This window comes from Catellatospora sp. NPDC049133 (assembly GCF_040648455.1).
Lineage (GTDB): Bacteria > Actinomycetota > Actinomycetes > Mycobacteriales > Micromonosporaceae > Catellatospora > Catellatospora aurea.
The window spans coordinates 23,987-40,385 of the sequence record NZ_JBEZDT010000039.1; the positions used below are offsets into that span (position 1 = coordinate 23,987).

At 73.1% G+C, this 16,399-nt stretch carries 14 protein-coding genes; 6 read left to right on the forward strand and 8 right to left on the reverse strand.

The features are described from left to right. Positions 1 to 4 precede the first annotated feature (4 nt). Positions 5 to 1,405, reverse strand: a complete 1,401-nt coding sequence (locus AB0B35_RS33815) for an aminotransferase class I/II-fold pyridoxal phosphate-dependent enzyme (RefSeq protein ID WP_361053435.1) — start codon at positions 1,403 to 1,405, stop codon at positions 5 to 7. 60 nt (positions 1,406 to 1,465) lie between these two features. Between AB0B35_RS33815 and AB0B35_RS33820 the strand changes: the two genes are divergently transcribed. From AB0B35_RS33820 to AB0B35_RS33840, 5 genes are all read left to right on the forward strand, one after another. Beyond that, positions 1,466 to 1,936, forward strand: coding sequence for an Lrp/AsnC family transcriptional regulator (locus tag AB0B35_RS33820; RefSeq protein ID WP_361053438.1), 471 nt, complete (start codon positions 1,466 to 1,468; stop codon positions 1,934 to 1,936). A gap of 258 nt (positions 1,937 to 2,194) precedes the next feature. Then, positions 2,195 to 3,460: a glycosyltransferase gene (locus tag AB0B35_RS33825; RefSeq protein WP_361053441.1), complete on the forward strand. Its 1,266-nt coding sequence runs from the start codon at positions 2,195 to 2,197 to the stop codon at positions 3,458 to 3,460. Continuing rightward, positions 3,457 to 5,307 (forward strand): glycosyltransferase family 39 protein, encoded by a 1,851-nt coding sequence (locus AB0B35_RS33830; protein ID WP_361053444.1) that lies wholly within the window; start codon positions 3,457 to 3,459, stop codon positions 5,305 to 5,307. The genes AB0B35_RS33825 and AB0B35_RS33830 overlap by 4 nt, the downstream gene beginning before the upstream one ends. A 42-nt stretch (positions 5,308 to 5,349) precedes the next feature. Then, on the forward strand, positions 5,350 to 7,431 hold the full coding sequence (locus AB0B35_RS33835; RefSeq protein ID WP_361053447.1) for a galactose oxidase early set domain-containing protein: 2,082 nt from the start codon (positions 5,350 to 5,352) through the stop codon (positions 7,429 to 7,431). Then, positions 7,428 to 7,904: a hypothetical protein gene (locus tag AB0B35_RS33840; protein ID WP_361053450.1), complete on the forward strand. Its 477-nt coding sequence runs from the start codon at positions 7,428 to 7,430 to the stop codon at positions 7,902 to 7,904. Before AB0B35_RS33835 ends, AB0B35_RS33840 begins: the two co-directional genes overlap by 4 nt. A gap of 42 nt (positions 7,905 to 7,946) precedes the next feature. Here the strand turns inward: AB0B35_RS33840 and pdxS are convergent, their stop codons facing one another. From pdxS to pgsA, 5 genes are all read right to left on the reverse strand, one after another. After that, a complete protein-coding gene (gene pdxS / locus AB0B35_RS33845; protein ID WP_360539272.1) occupies positions 7,947 to 8,837 on the reverse strand; it encodes a pyridoxal 5'-phosphate synthase lyase subunit PdxS in 891 nt (296 codons plus the stop codon). 241 nt (positions 8,838 to 9,078) lie between these two features. Next, positions 9,079 to 9,570: a hypothetical protein gene (locus AB0B35_RS33850; RefSeq protein ID WP_361053453.1), complete on the reverse strand. Its 492-nt coding sequence runs from the start codon at positions 9,568 to 9,570 to the stop codon at positions 9,079 to 9,081. Positions 9,571 to 9,602: 32 nt separating this feature from the next. Further along, complete coding sequence (locus tag AB0B35_RS33855) at positions 9,603 to 10,757, reverse strand: glycosyltransferase family 4 protein (RefSeq protein ID WP_361053456.1); 1,155 nt, start codon at positions 10,755 to 10,757, stop codon at positions 9,603 to 9,605. A gap of 1 nt (position 10,758) precedes the next feature. Beyond that, complete coding sequence (locus tag AB0B35_RS33860; RefSeq protein WP_361053459.1) at positions 10,759 to 11,706, reverse strand: phosphatidylinositol mannoside acyltransferase; 948 nt, start codon at positions 11,704 to 11,706, stop codon at positions 10,759 to 10,761. Positions 11,707 to 11,773: 67 nt separating this feature from the next. Further along, a complete protein-coding gene (gene pgsA / locus AB0B35_RS33865) occupies positions 11,774 to 12,394 on the reverse strand; it encodes a phosphatidylinositol phosphate synthase (protein WP_361053462.1) in 621 nt (206 codons plus the stop codon). 137 nt (positions 12,395 to 12,531) lie between these two features. Here pgsA and AB0B35_RS33870 point away from each other — a divergent pair, with 137 nt between their 5' ends. Further along, positions 12,532 to 14,694: an elongation factor G-like protein EF-G2 gene (locus tag AB0B35_RS33870; RefSeq protein WP_361053466.1), complete on the forward strand. Its 2,163-nt coding sequence runs from the start codon at positions 12,532 to 12,534 to the stop codon at positions 14,692 to 14,694. Positions 14,695 to 14,723: 29 nt separating this feature from the next. Here AB0B35_RS33870 and AB0B35_RS33875 read toward each other — a convergent pair whose 3' ends face one another. Next, on the reverse strand, positions 14,724 to 15,515 hold the full coding sequence (locus tag AB0B35_RS33875; protein WP_361053469.1) for a polysaccharide deacetylase family protein: 792 nt from the start codon (positions 15,513 to 15,515) through the stop codon (positions 14,724 to 14,726). Between the two features lie 172 nt (positions 15,516 to 15,687). Beyond that, on the reverse strand, positions 15,688 to 16,395 hold the full coding sequence (locus AB0B35_RS33880) for a VOC family protein (RefSeq protein WP_361053472.1): 708 nt from the start codon (positions 16,393 to 16,395) through the stop codon (positions 15,688 to 15,690). Positions 16,396 to 16,399: the final 4 nt, after the last annotated feature.

Here is a 16,399-nt window from a genome sequence, read left to right on the forward strand (position 1 = left end):
GAGTCTATGCCGGTACGGACGTGCTCCCGTTCACGGCCTGCGCCGATGTGGCGGACACCGCCTCGGCGTCCGCGAGCGCGGCGAACTCCTCGCCGAACGCCTGCTCCGCCGCAGCGGCCTGCGCCATGCCAGCCGGAGCCATGACCGGGGCGGCCGGGACCGCGTCGGGGGCGGCCGGGACAGGGACCGGCACGGACAGGGCCGCGGGAGCGGCGGCCGCTGCGGTGACCGTCGCGCGGGTCGCCGCCGCCAGGGCCTGGTCCAGGTCGGCCCACAGGTCCTCGGGGTCCTCCAGGCCGACCGACATGCGCAGCAGGTTCGGGGTGATGCCGCCGGTCTCCTTGCCCTCGGCGTCGACGAGCCGGTGGGTGAGCAGGGCCGGGTGCTCGATCAGCGAGTCGACGGAGCCGAGGCTGACCGCGGGCGTGATCAGGCGCAGCGCGGCGACCACGGCAGCCGCGTCACCCGTGGTCTCGAACGCGATCATCGCGCCGGGGCCGCGCATCTGCCGGCCGATCAGCCCGCGCGGGTCGTTGCCGGGCAGGCCCGGGTAGTGCACCTTGCTGATCCCCCGGTGCACGGCCAGCCGTACGGCCAGGGTCGCGGCGGTGGCCTGCGCGGCGCGTACCCGCAGCGGCAGCGTGGCCAGGCCGCGGTGCAGCAGGTAGCCGGCCAGCGGGTGCAGCACCGCGCCGGTGAGGATGCGCACCTGGCGCAGCGCGCCGGCCCGCTGCTCGGCGCAGGCGACAACGCCGCCGAGCACGTCCCCGTGCCCGCCGAGGTACTTCGTGCCGGAGTGCACCACGTACGCCGCGCCGAGGCGGGCCGGGTTCTGCAGCACCGGGGTGGCGAACGTGTTGTCGACCAGCACAGGGACATCCCCGGCCTGGATGACCACGGTGGCGATGTCGACCAGGTTCAGGGTCGGGTTGCCCGGGGTCTCGACCACGACCAGGCCGGTGTCGGGGCGGATCGCGCGCGCGACCTCGTCCTGCTCGACCCAGGTCACGGACAGCCCGAGCAGGCCGATGGAGAGCAGGTGGTCGGTGCCGCCGTAGAGCGGGCGCACGGCGACCACGTGCCGGCGCTCGGTCATCAGGCAGGCGGCCTGCAGCACGGCGGTGATCGCGGCCATGCCGGAGGCGAACGAGACGGCGGCCTCGGTGCCCTCCAGCTCGGCCAGCGCCTGCTCGAAGCGGGCCGTGGTCGGGTTGTAGAGCCGCTGGTAGACCGGGGTCGCGGCGGTGGCCGCGCCGTCGGCGAACGCGCCCAGCGCGCTACCTGCGGCAACCTGGTCGTGCATCGGGTACGTGGTGGAGAAGTCCAGCGGGAGCGCGTGCACACCGAGCTCGGCGAGGTCGGCGCGGCCCGCGTGCACGGCACGGGTGTCGACGGCGTAGGTCATGGGCGTGATCTTCGGGCCTTCTTCGGGCCTGGTAAACAGACTCCGAATACTCTTCGGGGTATGACCGCAAACACCGTGCTTGATGCGATCGACGCGGCGATCCTGCGCGAGTTGCAGAACGATGCGCGGATCTCGAACAAGGATCTGGCGGCACGCGTCAATGTCGCCGCCTCGACCTGCCTGGAGCGGGTGCGCGCGCTGCAGCGCCGCGGGGTGCTCGCCGGGTTCCACGCCGACGCCGATCCGGCCGCGCTGGGCCGCCCGTTGCAGGCCTACATCGCGGTACGGGTCCGCCCGCACAACCGCGACGTGGTGGAGCCGTTCATCCGCTTCGTGCTGGACCTGCCCGAGACGCTCGCGATGAGCCACATCGCGGGCGCGGACGACTTCCTGGTGCACGTCGCCGTCCGCGACGCCGCCCACCTGCAGCGGCTGCTCCTGGACGGCTTCACCTCCCGCCGTGAGGTGGCCCACCTGGAGACCCAGCTGATCTTCAGCCACATCCGGAAGTGGGACATCAGCCCCATGTGACGAGGCGCTCCACGGGGCGGCCGACAACCGGTGGAGGACGGCCCCGTCATCCCGCGACGGCCGGTGACACGGCACGTTCGACAGCGCGTTGCCACGCCGATTTCTCCGCGTAGCCATTCGCTCGCCGCGCCGGTTACCCAAGGCATACGCCCGGCGGACACGGAATCCGCTCACGTGGCATCCACGTGCCACCCATGTCCGTTTTGTACAGATAAGGGAATGTATGCCCCTGTTGCTCAACAGCCGGACGGGCAGGTCATGGCTGCCGTCACGATGACCGCCGTCTCCCTCGCCCTGTTCGCCTTCGCCGTGGTCACGCTCTGGTGGACCATGCACGCCTGGCGCACCCCGGAGACCCTCGCCGCCACCAGGTTCGCCGCTCCCGACGGCGCGCACACCCTCTCCTTCTCGCTGCTCGTCCCGGCTCGCCACGAGGAGGAGGTGCTCGCGCACACCGTGCGCCGGCTGCTCGAATCGAGCCACCCGCACTACGAGGTGATCCTGGTGGTCGGCCACGACGACGAGGGCACCACCGAGGTCGCCCGGCAGCTCGCCGAGCAGACCCCGGACCGTGTGCGCGTGGTCGTCGACACCAACGAGGTCAAGAGCAAACCCAAGGCGCTCAACAGCGCGCTGCCGCACTGCCGCGGCGACGTCGTCGGGGTCTTCGACGCCGAGGACCAGGTCCACCCGGCCCTGCTCACCCACGTCGACCACGCCTTCCGGCGCAGCGGCGCGACCGTGGTGCAGGGCGGCGTCCAGCTCATCAACTTCCATTCGAGCTGGTACAGCCTGCACAACTGCCTGGAGTACTTCTTCTGGTTCCGCAGCCGCCTGCATCTGCACGCCCGCCGAGGATTCATCCCGCTCGGCGGCAACACCGTCTTCGTGCGGACCGACGTGCTGCGCCGCGCCGGCGGCTGGGACGGCACCTGCCTCGCCGAGGACTGCGACCTGGGCGTACGGCTGTCCAGCAGCGGCGAGCGGGTCGTGGTGGCGTACGACTCGGCGATCGTCACCCGGGAGGAGACCCCGGATTCGGTGTCCGGGCTGCTCAAGCAGCGCACCCGGTGGAACCAGGGCTTCCTGCAGGTGCTGCGCAAGGGCGACTGGCGCGGGCTGCCGACGTTCTGGTCGCGCATGCTCGCCCGGTACACCCTGACCGGCCCGTTCGTGCAGGCGTTCTCGGCGATCGCGGTGCCGATCGGCCTGTACGTGGCGCTGTTCGCGCACGTGCCCGTCGCGGTCGCGATGCTGACCTTCCTGCCGGCGCTGCCCACGGCCGCGACGCTGGCGTTCCAGGTGGCCGGGTTGCGCGACTTCGGCAAGCAGTTCGGCCTGCGGGTGCGCCCGGTGCACTACGCGCAGCTCGTGCTCGGCACCTTCCCGTACATGCTTATCCTGTCCGTGGCCGCGGTCCGCGCCATCTGGCGCGAATGGACCGGACGCACCAACTGGGAGCTGACCAGGCACGTCGGCGCTCACCTCACCGAAACCCCGGCCACGGACGGCAGCGCGTCATGACCACCTCGTCGCGCCGGCGCGCCCGCTCCCGTTCCTTCGCGAAACGGCCCGCCCCGCCCCGGGACATCGCGGTCACCTTCCATCCGGCCGCTCCACCGGAACCCGCCACCCCTGCGGACGAACCGGTCCTCGACGCCGCCGCGGCCGACGACCCGCCGCCGACGGCCGAGCCCGGCGCACCGATCGACCCGGCAGAGGAGGCCGAAGCCGACGCCGAGACCGAGGTCGAACCAGCGGAAGTCGAGGTCCAAGCCGAGGAAGTCCAGGCCGCAGTCCCGGAAACGACGGTCGAGGTCGAGGAGCGGCCCGAGCCGAGGCGCGCCCGGCTGCTGCGCCGCCTGCGGTCGCCCGGCGGCCTGCTGGTCACCGGCATCACCGCGATCGTGCTGTTCGTGCACGCCTGGAATATCACCGGGTTCCCGGCCGCCAGCGACGACGAGGGGACCTACCTCGCTCAGGCCTGGGCCGTGCGGCAAGGGCTGGGGCTGGGCCACTACACCTACTGGTACGACCATCCGCCGCTGGCTTGGATCCAGCTCGCCGCGTTCTCCTGGCTGCCCGCCGCGCTGTCCGACGGGCTCGCGGTGCCCACCGGCCGGTACGCGATGCTGGCGGTAACCGCCGCCATCCTGCTGCTCACCTACCTGCTCGGCCGCCGCCTCGGGCTGCCCCGCTGGGCGGCGGCGGTCGCCGTGCTCTGCTACGGGCTCTCGCCGCTGGCGGTGACCACGCAGCGGCAGATCTACCTGGACAGCTTCGCCGTGGCGTGGCTGCTCGGCGCGCTCGTGCTGGCGCTGTCGCCCCGGCGGCACCTGTGGCACCACGTCGCGGCCGGCGCGGCGGCGGCGGTGGCCGCGCTGTGCAAGGAGACCATGATCGTGGCGCTGCCCGCGGTGGTGCTCGCGCTGTGGCAGGGCACCGCCCGCAACGGGGTGCGCGCCTTCTCCTTCGCCGGGTTCGGCAGCGGGCTGCTGCTGGTCGGCGGCTTCTACCCGCTGTTCGCGATGCTCAACGGCGAGCTGCTGCCGGGTCCGGGCCACGTGTCGCTGATCGGGGCCTGGCAGTTCCAGCTGCACAGCCGCACCGGCTCGGGCAGCGTGTTCACCGCGGGCAGCCCGGCCAACACGGTGGTCGGCTCGTGGCTGTACTACGACGTGGTGCTGCTGGCCGGCGGTGTGCTGGCCGCCGCGGTGGCGCTGGCGGTCCGGCGGCTGCGGGTGCCCGCCGTCGCGGTCGCCCTGCTGGCGGTGGTGGCGCTGCGGCCCGGCGGCTACCTGCCGACGATGTACGTGATCCAGGCGCTGCCGTTCCTCGCGCTGTGCCTGGCCGGAGTGCTGGCACTGGCGGTCCGGCACGGCCTCACCGGGCCGCCCGGCGAGCAGGTCCCCGGCTGGCGCCGGGCGGTGCTGCTCGGGCTCGCCGTGCTCGCGGTCGGCGTGGTCGGGGTGCGCTGGTCGGGCGGCGTCCACCGGGCGCTGACCGCCCGGGACAACACGCCGTACGAGGCGGCCGCGGCGTGGCTGCGCGAACGGGTGCCCGACCGGGCCCGCACCCGGGTGGTGGTCGACGACGTGATCTGGCTGGACCTGGTGCGCGACGGGTTCCCGCGCGAGAACGTGCTGTGGTTCTACAAGGTCGACCTGGACGCCAAGGTCGCCGCCGAACTGCCCCGCGGCTGGCGCGACGTCGACTACGTGGTCTCCACCCCGGCGATGCGGGGCGACCGGGCCCCGCTGCCGACCGTGGACGCGCTGCTGGAGCACTCCGACGTGCTGGCGACCTTCGGCGCGGGCAGCGACCGCATCGAGATCCGCTGGGTGCCCGACTCCCCCGCCGACCGGCGCTGACCGCGCCGTGACCGGACACGACACCGATCCCACGGAGGCGACGTGAATCCGATCCCGTGGCTGCGGGCGCGCCGGCGCAGACCGGCCCTGGTCCTGGCCGCGCTGCTGGCCGCGGCGGGACTGGCCGCCGAGGCCGCGTACGCCGATGCGAACCTGGTCGCCAACCCGGGCCTGGAGGCGCTGTCCGGCGACGGCTTCCCGCTCTGCTGGAACGCGGCCGGGTGGGGTGACAACTCGTACACGTTCGCGGTCACCGGGGACGCGCACAGCGGCGGGTCCGCCATGGCGATCACGCTGGCGGACCGGGCCTCGGGCGACCGCAAGGCGATGATGGTGGAGGACGCGTCGTGCGCCCCGAACGTCACGCCGGGCCACCAGTACGACCTGTCGGTCTGGTACAAGACGACCACCACCAGCACCGTCATGACGATGTTCCGGCACGACACGGCCGCGGGCTGGCAGTACTGGACGGACCTGGCGTCGCTGCCGGTGACCGCGGAGTTCACCGAGAAGACGGTGCGCACGCCGCCGATCCCGCCGCACACCGACCAGATCACCTGGGGCGTGACCGTCTACGACACCGGCACGCTGGTCACCGACGACTACCGGATGGTCGACGTCACCCAGCCGACGCCGGGTGCGGCGTGCAGCTCGGGTGAGGCCTGCACCAAGGGGGCGTGGCAGGTGATGCCGTTCACCGCCCCGGCGCGGGCCATGCACGCGGTGGTGTTGCACGACGGCAACGTGCTGCTGGTGGCCGGTTCCGGCAACGACGCGGACGCGTTCGCGGCGGGCAGCTTCGCGACCGCGCTGTACCGGCCGTACTCCGGGACGTTCGTGAGCGTGCCGACCCCGGCGGACCTGTTCTGCTCCGGGCACGTGCAGCTCTCCGACGGCCGGGTCCTGATCATGGGTGGTAACAAGGACTACCCGAGCGCGGACGGCACGACCGGCTACCGGGGCCTGAAGGAGTCCTACGTCTTCGACCCGGCGGCCGGCGCGTACACCCGGCTCAACGACCTCAACGCCGGGCACTGGTATCCGTCGGCGACCCTGCTGGGCAACGGCGACGTGATCTCGCTGGGCGGGCTCGGCGAGGACTCCGGGGGCACGGTGGCCACGGAGTACTACTCCGCGGCGCAGGGGCGCTGGCTGGGGCTGAACGAGACCAACCAGACCTGGCGCTTCTGGGGGCTGTACCCGTCGATGATCCTGATGCAGGACGGCCGGCTGTTCTACACGGGCAGCCACGTGTTCGGCGACAACCTGCCCGGCACCGGCGCGTCCATCTACGACCACGTCGCGGGCACCGTGACCGACGTGCCCGGCCTGCGCCGCAAGGACGAGCGCGACCAGTCGATGAGCGTGCTGCTGCCGCCCGCGCAGGACCAGCGGGTGCTCACCCTGGGCGGCGGCAACAACGTCGCCAACCCCGACGCGCACCGGCTCACCGACGTGATCGACCTGAAGGCCGCCGCCCCGGCGTACACCCCGGGGCCGCCGATCCCGACCGGGACGCTCACCGGCGGCGTGCCGCAGACCGCGACGCAGGGCAAGATGTACGTCTCCGCGGTGCTGCTGCCCGACGGCCTGGTCTTCGAGACCGGCGGCGGCCTGCACAACCGGGCCGACCCCGTCTACGAGGCGTCGATGTTCGACCCCGCCACGAACACGTTCACCGCGGGCATGGCCACCGACCCGATGCCGCGCACGTACCACTCGTCGGCGTTCCTGCTGCCGGACGGGCGGGTGATGGCCTTCGGCGACAACCCGGGCGACGGCTCGTTCGCCACCCACATCTCGATCTACTCCCCGCCGTACCTGTTCCAGGGGGCACGGCCGCAGATCAGGTCGGTGGCGAGCACGCAGTGGGCGTACGGCTCGACGCAGCGGATCACGGTGGACGGCCCGGTGCTCAAGGCGGCCCTGATCCGGCCGGCCGCGGTGACGCACTCGTCCGACCCCAACCAGCGCTACGTGGACCTGCCGATGACGGTGGAGGGCGACGGCATCGGCCTGAACCTCACCAGCAACCCGAACATCGCGCCGCCCGGCTGGTACATGCTCTTCGTCGTCGGCGCCAACGGGGTGCCGTCCGTGGCCAGGTGGGTGCACATCTCGTGAACACGTCCACGCGTACCGCGCTGCGCCTGCTCGCGGCCGCCGCCGTCCTGCTGACCGTCGCCACCGGCCTCGGCCCGTCCACCGCGACGGCCGGACCCGCGACCTGGGTCACGCTCGGCCCGCACCCGGCCCGGCCCGGCACGGTGCGGCCCTTCGTGCAGTCGTTCGCCCGCAAACCGCAGGCCAGGCCGCAGCGGCCGCTGCCGAAGCCGAAGAAGCCACCGGAGCTGCCCGCGAGCATCGACGGCTGCGACCACGGCTACCGCATGCCGCAGCAGCCGGGCCTGTGCGTGCCGTGGCGGTTCCCGCCCGGCGTGCGCGCCCGCTGCGGCTGGCTGCGCGGCCACGGCTACTTCGACCCGGCCCCGGACGGCACGGTCGCGCGCCTGCTCGTACGCGGCAGGGACCGGCACCGCCTGGACCCGGACCGCGACGGCGAGGCCTGCGAGAAGACGGAGCGACCCGCCCGCTGAGGTCAGCGGGCGGGTCGTCAGGAGGCGCTCACGGCCGGTGGTTCACCAGCCGCGCTCGGCCAGGCGGTGCGGCTGCGGGATCTCGTCGACGTTGATGCCGACCATGGCCTCGCCCAGGCCGCGGGAGACCTTCGCGAGCACGTCCGGGTCGTCGTAGAAGGTGGTGGCCTTCACGATCGCCTCGGCGCGCTGCGCCGGGTTGCCGGACTTGAAGATGCCCGAGCCCACGAAGACGCCCTCGGCGCCGAGCTGCATCATCATCGCGGCGTCGGCCGGGGTGGCGATGCCGCCCGCGGTGAACAGCACGACGGGCAGCTTGCCGGTCTCGGCGATCTCCTTGACCAGCTCGTACGGGGCCTGCAGCTCCTTGGCGGCGACGTACAGCTCGTCGGCGGGCAGCGAGGTCAGCTTCTTGATCTCGCCACGGATCTTGCGCATGTGGGTGGTGGCGTTGGACACGTCACCGGTGCCGGCCTCGCCCTTGGAGCGGATCATGGCCGCACCCTCGGTGATCCGGCGCAGCGCCTCGCCCAGGTTGGTCGCGCCGCAGACGAAGGGCACCGTGAACTGCCACTTGTCGATGTGGTTGGCGTAGTCGGCCGGGGTCAGCACCTCGGACTCGTCGACGTAGTCGACGCCGAGCGACTGCAGCACCTGGGCCTCGACGAAGTGGCCGATGCGGGCCTTGGCCATGACCGGGATGGAGACGGCGTTGATGATGCCGTCGATCATGTCGGGGTCGCTCATGCGGGACACGCCGCCCTGGGCCCGGATGTCGGCGGGCACACGCTCCAGCGCCATGACCGCCACGGCGCCGGCGTCTTCGGCGATCTTCGCCTGCTCCGCGTTGACGACGTCCATGATCACGCCGCCCTTGAGCATCTCGGCCATGCCGCGCTTCACGCGGGCGGTGCCGGTCACCGGTACGTTCACAGACTCGGTTGCAGACATGATGTCGCGCTTCTCCTGACACACGGGATCGAGGACCGCGGAGGAGGCCGCCCGGCGTCATACGATCACCGCAGGGCGGGCGGCAGGCTCCGCTGGGCTGAATTCTACGCGGAGGCGAGCAGGCCACCCGACGGCCAATCAGCACCCTGTGGCCCGGCCTGTGACCCGAGTCACAGGTGTGACCTGCGACAACTCAGCGGAAGCCGCAAATGTACCCGAGCGCTCAGACCGCGCTCAAGGTCGGATCGTCGATGTCGAAGTACGACGGGCGGGTGTGCTTGCGGTTGAGCCGCAGCAGGCGCACCAGCGGCCGCTCGCGGGACGCCAGCGCCGCGCGGACCAGGTCGGTGTGCATCTGCCGGGCCAGCGCCACCCGGCGGCTGGCCGCCACCACCGCCGCCCCGTTCGGCTCCTGCGGGTCGAGGGCCTGCTTGCGCAGCATCCGGGTGAGGTCGTTCTCCGACGCCTCCCGGTCGTCCTCGCGGGCGTCGAGCGCGGCGCGGGCGGCGGCGTACAGGTCCGCGCCCGCCGGATCGCCGGCCAGCTCGTGCTCGGCCAGCACTGCGGCGGCCGCCGCGCGGCGCACCAGCTGGGAGTCCAGCGCCCGGCCCGCGGAGGCGGCCCGCAGGTGCAGACGGTCCACCCGCCCGGCGGTCCAGGTGACATACGACGCGATCACGACCACCAAGGCCACGACGCCGATCACCCAACCCATGCCGGGCATCGTAGTGGTGCGCCGTTACGGCCTCACCACTGCGCGGGGGTCTCCTCCCCGCTGACCGTCTCGCCGAGGGCCTCGATGGCGCTGTTGTAGACCTCCAGCACCCGCGCCGCGACCACCGGCCAGTCGTACGCGGCGACCACCCGGCTCGCGTGTTCGGCCAGCTCACGGCGGCGCTGGCCGTCGTCGAGCAGGGCGCCGACGGCCTCGCCCAGGGCCGCGGCGTCGCCGTTGGGGAACAGCGCGCCGGCCCGGCCGCCGTCCAGCACCCGCCGGAACGCGTCCAGGTCGGTGGCGACCACGGGCGCGCCCGCCGCCATCGCCTCGGTGAGGATCATGCCGAACGACTCCCCGCCGGTGTTCGGCGCGATGTACAGGTCGACGCTGCGCAGCATGCGCGCCTTGTCCTCCTCCGACACCTTGCCCAGGAACGTCGTGCGCTCGGCGACCACCGGCGGCAGGTCCACCTCATCGAGGTCGCCGGGCCCGGCCAGCAGCAGCCGCATGCCGGGCCGCTGCGGCATCACCTCGGCCAGCGCGCGGGCGAGGATGTCGAAGCCCTTGCGGGGCTCGGTGAAGCGGCCCAGGAAACCGACCGTGCCGCCGTACCCGGGCCGGCACTCCCCCGGCCAGCCCGGCAGCGGTTCGGCGTCGGCGAAGTGCGCCACCGACACCCCGTTCGGGATCTCCACCGCACCGCCGTCCAGGTGCTCCACCTGCACCCGGCGGGCCAGCTCGCTGACCGCGATGCGGCCGGTGATGCGCTCCAGCACCACCCGCGCCACGGGTGCGCCCGCCGCCAGCGCCCGCGAGCGGGTGATCGCGGTGTGGAACGTGGCCACCACCGGGCCGCGCGCCGACATCACCGCGAGCAGGGACAGGCTCGGCGTCAGCGGCTCGTGCACGTGCAGCACGTCGAAGTCGCCCTGGTGCAGCCAGCGCCGGGTGCGCGCGGCCGAGATCGGGCCGAAGTTGAGCCGGGCCACCGAGCCGTTGTACGGCACCGGCACGGCCCGCCCGGCGGCCACCACGTACGGCGGCAGGGGCTGGTCGTCGTCGGCGGGCGCGAGGACGCTGACCTCGTGCCCCATCGCGATCAGCGTCTCGGCGAGGTCGCGTACGTGGAACTGCACCCCGCCCGGCACGTCCAGCGAGTACGGGCAGACGATTCCGATCCGCACGTCACTCCTCGGGGTCGGGGACGACCGCGGCCGAGGCGGCGCGGGCGGTCGCCGGGTCGCCCGCGGGCGGCTCGGTCAGCCACAGCTTCTGCAGCATGTGCCAGTCGGCCGGGTGCGCGGCGATGCCCCGGGCCAGGCCGTCGGCGACCTGCTGGGTGAGCAGCCGGACCCGCACGTCCAGCGGGCCGGCGGACGCGTCGGGCACCGGCAGCGGGCCGATCACCCGGCCGCAGGCCAGGTCCGGCTCGTACCACATGTCCACCACGAACAGCGGCGCGCCGGTGCGCAGCGCGAGCATCGCCGGACCGGCCGGCATCCGGGTGCGCCCGCCGAAGAACTCCACCTCGACACCCCGCGCGGACAGGTCGCGGTCGGCCAGCAGCGGCACGACGTGCGCCTGCCCCAGCGCCTTGACCAGCGCGTCGATCGGCGAGCCCTGCCCGCCGACGGTCGGCACGATGGTCATGCCGAGGTTCTCGCGGTACTGCAGGAACCGCCGGTACAGCCCCTCCGGCTTGAGCCGCTCGGCGACGGTGGTCAACGGCACCCCGTGCGCGGTGACCAGCGCCCCGGCCGCGTCCCAGTTGCCCGCGTGCGGCAGGGCGACGATCGCGCCGGTGCCGGCCTCGTGCGCGCCGATCAGCTTCTCGACGCCGTGCAGCCGGAAGCCGTCGCGCAGCTGCGCCTTCGACTTCGACGGCAGCCGGAACGCCTCCAGCCAGTAGCGGGCATACGAGCGCATCGCGTCGCGGACCAGCTCGTCGGACGGGTCGTGGCCGAGCACGTTGCGCAGGTTGCGGGCCAGCCGCTGCACACTCGGTCCCCGCTTCGCGGCGGCCCGGTCCGCCCCGGCTCGGAACAGCGCCGACGCGGCCGACTCGGGCAGCGCCCGCACCAGCCGCCACCCGGCGGCATAGCCGAACTCGACGAGCCGCTCCCGCCCGCTCACGCCTTCTCCTCGCTGCGCTCGTCGGCGGCGCGAGTCCCGGCCCACACGATTCGCTCGCCCTGCTCGCTCATACCGCTTCCCCCGCCGACTCCTGCTTGTGCACGTGCCACATGCGCTGCCAGACGGTGAACACCGAACCGGCCGCGAGCAGCCAGAGCGAGGCGGGCAGGCCCCAGGACAGGCCGAAGCCGGCCAGCAGCGCGCCGACGCCGACGATGATCAGGCGCTCCGCGCGCTCGACCAGGCCGACGTGGCAGGACATGCCCAGGCCTTCGGCGCGGGCCTTGACGTACGAGACGACCTGCCCGGTCACCAGGCAGATCAGGGCGGCGGCCAGCGACCAGCGGTCGCCGGTGCCCGCGTACCACCAGGCGATGGCCGCGAAGATGGCGCCGTCGGCGATGCGGTCCATGGTCGAGTCCAGCAGCGCGCCGTAGCGGTTGGCGCTGCCGCGGGCGCGGGCCATCGCCCCGTCCATCACGTCGGTGAGACCGCACACTAAGATGATCACGACGGCGGCGATCCAGTGGCCGCGTGCCGCGAAACCGAACGCGCCCACCAGCACGCCCAGGGTGCCGACCACGGTCACCGCGTTCGGGCTCACCCCCGCGCGCAGCAGGGCCCGGCTGAGGGGATCGAGCAGGCGGGCCGTGCCGGCCTTGCCCACCACGCTGAGGATCTTCGCCATGATGGCGCTAACGATAGCGGGGCGTGTTGGCACGCTCGACAGCGGCGACACGCTGACGCCGGGGTTGTATCCGTACGCCCGATGGGTGTGGGATCGGAAACAATGCAGTAACCGACACGGCAACAGGAGGCGGACAGATGGCGCGCGGCGACAAGGAGAAGGTCTCACAGGCTCCGGCGCAGGTCGCCGAGCAGCCGTCAGACGTGCGCAACGTGGTGGTGGTCGGGCACGCCGGCAGCGGTAAGACGACGCTGGTCGAGGCGCTGCTCGCCGCCACGGGAACGATCGGCCGGGCGGGCTCGGTCACCGAGGGCACCACGGTCACCGACCACGACCCGGCCGCGGTCAAGCAGCAGCGCTCCGTCGCCCTGGCCTGCGCGCCGCTGTCCCACCAGGGCGTCAAGGTGAACCTGCTGGACACCCCCGGCTACGCCGACTTCGTGGGCGAGCTGCGGGCCGGCCTGCGCGCCGCCGACGCGGCCCTGTTCGTGGTCAGCGCCTGGGACGGCATGGACGCCGCCACCGCCACCCTCTGGGAGGAGTGCGCCGCGGTCGGCATGCCGCGGGCCGTGGCGATCACCCGGCTGGACCACCCGAGGGCCGACTTCGACGAGGCCCTCGCGCTGTGCCAGCGGGTCTTCGGCGAGGAGGTTCAGCCGCTGTACCTGCCGATGCACGGCGACGACGGCCACTCCGTCGAGGGCCTGATCGGACTCATCTCGCAGCAGGTCTACGACTACTCCAACGGCTACCCGCCCCAGGTCCGCCAGCCCGACCCGGAGCACCTGCCCGCCATCGAGGAGTCCCGCGGCGAGCTTATCGAGGGCATCATCGCCGAGAGCGAGGACGAGACCCTGATGGACCGGTACCTCGCGGGCGAGGTCATCGACTCCCAGGTGCTCATCGACGACCTGGAGAAGGCCGTCGCGCGCGGCCACTTCCACCCGGCGGTGCCGGTGTGCGCGGAGACCGGCGTCGGCCTGGACGCGCTGCTGGAGCTGCTCACCCGGGCGTTCCCGACCCCGCTGGAGCACCCGCTGCCCGCGGTCACCGGCGTCGACGGCTCACCCCGCGACGCGCTGAACTGCGACCCGAACGGCCCGCTGGTGGCCGAGGTCGTCAAGACCACCATCGACCCGTACGTCGGCCGGGTCAGCCTGGTCCGGGTCTTCTCCGGCACGCTGCGCCCGGACACCCCCGTGCACATCAGCGGCCACGGCCTGGCCGAGCGCGGCCACCCCGACCACGACGCCGACGAGCGCGTCACCCACGTCTACTCCCCGCTCGGCGCGAACCTGCGCGAGGTCGCCAAGTGCGTGGCCGGCGACATCTGCGCGGTCACCAAGTCGACCGCCGCGGAGACGGGCGACACCATCTCCGGCAAGGACAGGCCGCTGCTGGTGGCCCCGTGGACGATGCCCGAGCCGCTGCTGCCGGTCGCGGTGGTGCCCAAGACCCGCTCCGACGAGGACGCGCTGGCCAAGAACCTGGCCAAGCTGGTCGCCGGTGACCCGACGCTGCGCCTGGAGCGCAACCCGGAGACCCATCAGCTCGTGCTGTGGTGCATGGGCGAGGCGCACGCCGACGTGGTGCTCGACCGGCTGCGCGCGGGCGGCGTCGAGCTGTCCACCGAGCCGGCGAAGGTGGCGCTGCGGGAGGCGTTCGCCGCGCCGGCCAGCGGGCAGGGCCGCCACGTCAAGCAGTCCGGCGGCCACGGCCAGTACGCCGTCTGCGCGATCCAGCTGGAGCCGCTGCCCCGCGGCACCGGCATCGAGTTCGTCGACAAGATCGTGGGCGGGGCCATCCCGCACAACTACATCCCCAGCGTCGAGAAGGGGGTACGCGCCCAGGCCGAGAAGGGCATCGTGGCCGGCTACCCCGTGGTCGACTTCCGGGTGACCCTCGTCGACGGCAAGGCGCACAGCGTCGACTCCTCCGACGCGGCGTTCCAGACCGCGGGCAGCATGGCGCTCAAGGACGCCGCCGAGAAGGCGCAGATCACGCTGCTGGAGCCGGTCGACGAGGTGGTCATCACGGTGCCCGACTCCGCGGTCGGCGCGGTGATGAGCGACCTGTCCGGCCGCCGCGGCCGGGTGCTGGGCTCGGAGTCCGACCCCGGCGGCGGCGAGCGCACCCAGGTGCGTGCCGAGGTGCCGGCCGTGGAGCTGCTGCGCTACCTGGTGGACCTGCGCTCCATGACGGCGGGCGCGGGCACCTTCACCCGCGAGTTCGCCCGCTACGAGCCCATGCCCGGCCACCTCGCCGACCAGGCCCGCAAGGAGCACACCCCCACCCGCTGACCCGTCGTCCGTCACCACCGCCCGCAGCGTCAGGTGGTGGTGACGGGCTGGCCGGCGGCCATCAGTTCGGAGACGGTGACCAGTTCGAAGCCGCGGTCACGCAACCCGGTCACGATGCCCTTGAGGTTGTCGATGCAGACCAGCCGGTCGTCGGGGCCGGTGTCGTGGGCGAGGATCACCGCGCCGGGGCGGGCCTGCTCGGCCGTGTCGGCCACGATGCCGCCGGGGTTCTTCACGAACAGGTTCTCGCGCATCCGCTGCGACCACATGACCACGTCGTAGCCGAACTCCTCGGCCACGGTCAGCGTGCTGCCGCCCAGATGGCCCCACGGCGGGCGGAGCAGCGTCGGCGGCCGTCCGACGTGCTCGGCGATGGCGTCGTGGCAGCGGCGCAGCTGGTCGCGCACCTTCTTCTCGTCGCGCTGGGCCAGGTCCTTGTGCGCCCAGGTGTGGTTGCCGACCTCGTGGCGGGCGTAGCGCCCCCGGACCAGGGCCGCGTTGCGTTCCAGCCGCTCGCCGACGACGAAGAACGTCGCCTTGGCGTCGAGGGCGTCGAGGGCGTCGAGCACCCGGGGCGTCCAGTCGGGCTCGGGGCCGTCGTCGAAGGTCAGCGCGATCAGCGGTCGCTCGGTGGTGACGTGCCAGAGCACCCGCACCGAGCCCTTGTGCCAGCCCAGCTCGTTGCCGGCCGGGGCGTACCCGCCGTCGAGGGGCAGCCGGTCCGGGCCGAACAGGCCGCGTACCTTCGGCACCGCCACCGCGGCGGCCGCGCCGACGCCGCCCGCGGCGAGCAGGCGCACCATCTCGCGCCGAGAAACCATGCTGGACCCCCGTCCCCCGTCCCACCGCGCCGAGGGGCCGGGCGGTGCAGACGGGCCGTCTACGCCGATGGTGACGCGTGAAGGCCCCTCCGCGGTTCCCTTTGCACGATCACGTCACACCGAGTGACGGTGCGGCGAGCCCGCGTCGCACGGGCGCGGGCTCGCCGGCAGGTCACCAGACCAGGCAGAACGGGTGCCCGGCGGGGTCGGCGTACACCCGCCAGTTGTCGCCCGCACCGGCCAGCCGGGTCGCACCGAGGGCGAGCACCTTCGGCTCGGCCTGCTCGATGTCGGACACCTCGACGTCCAGGTGGTACTGCTGCGGGTGGGCCGGATCGGGCCACTGCGGGGCGCGGTGCTCGGCGATCTCCTGGAAGATCACCGGCAGCCGGCCCTCGGCGGAGATCATCGCGCCGCCCTCGCCCTCCCAGGTGACCGGCAGGCCCAGCAGCTCGCTGTAGAAGCGGGCGAGCGGCCCGGCGGACGTGCAGTCGATCGCGACGTCGGCGAGCGCGGCGCTGTCCACCTCGCCCTGGCAGAGGCAGAACGGGTGCCCCGCGGGGTCGGCGAGCACGGTGAAGGTCTCGCCGCCGCCGGGCAGCCGGGTCGCGCCGAGCTTGACGGCGTGCTCGACCGCCGCGGCCATGTCCGGCACGCGCAGGTCGAGGTGCATCTGCTGCGGGTACGCCGGGTCGGGCCAGCGCGGCGGCACGTGGTCGGGGGCGTGCTGGAAGCCGAGGCGGGTGCCGTCGGCCGCCTTGAGCGTGATCCATTCGTCGTCGGCGTAGTGCTCGGTCAGGCCGGCCAGCTCGCTGTAGAAAGCGGCCAGGCCCTTGATGTCGGGCGCGTCGAGCACGACGGTGCGCAGGTTGCCAATCATGGCA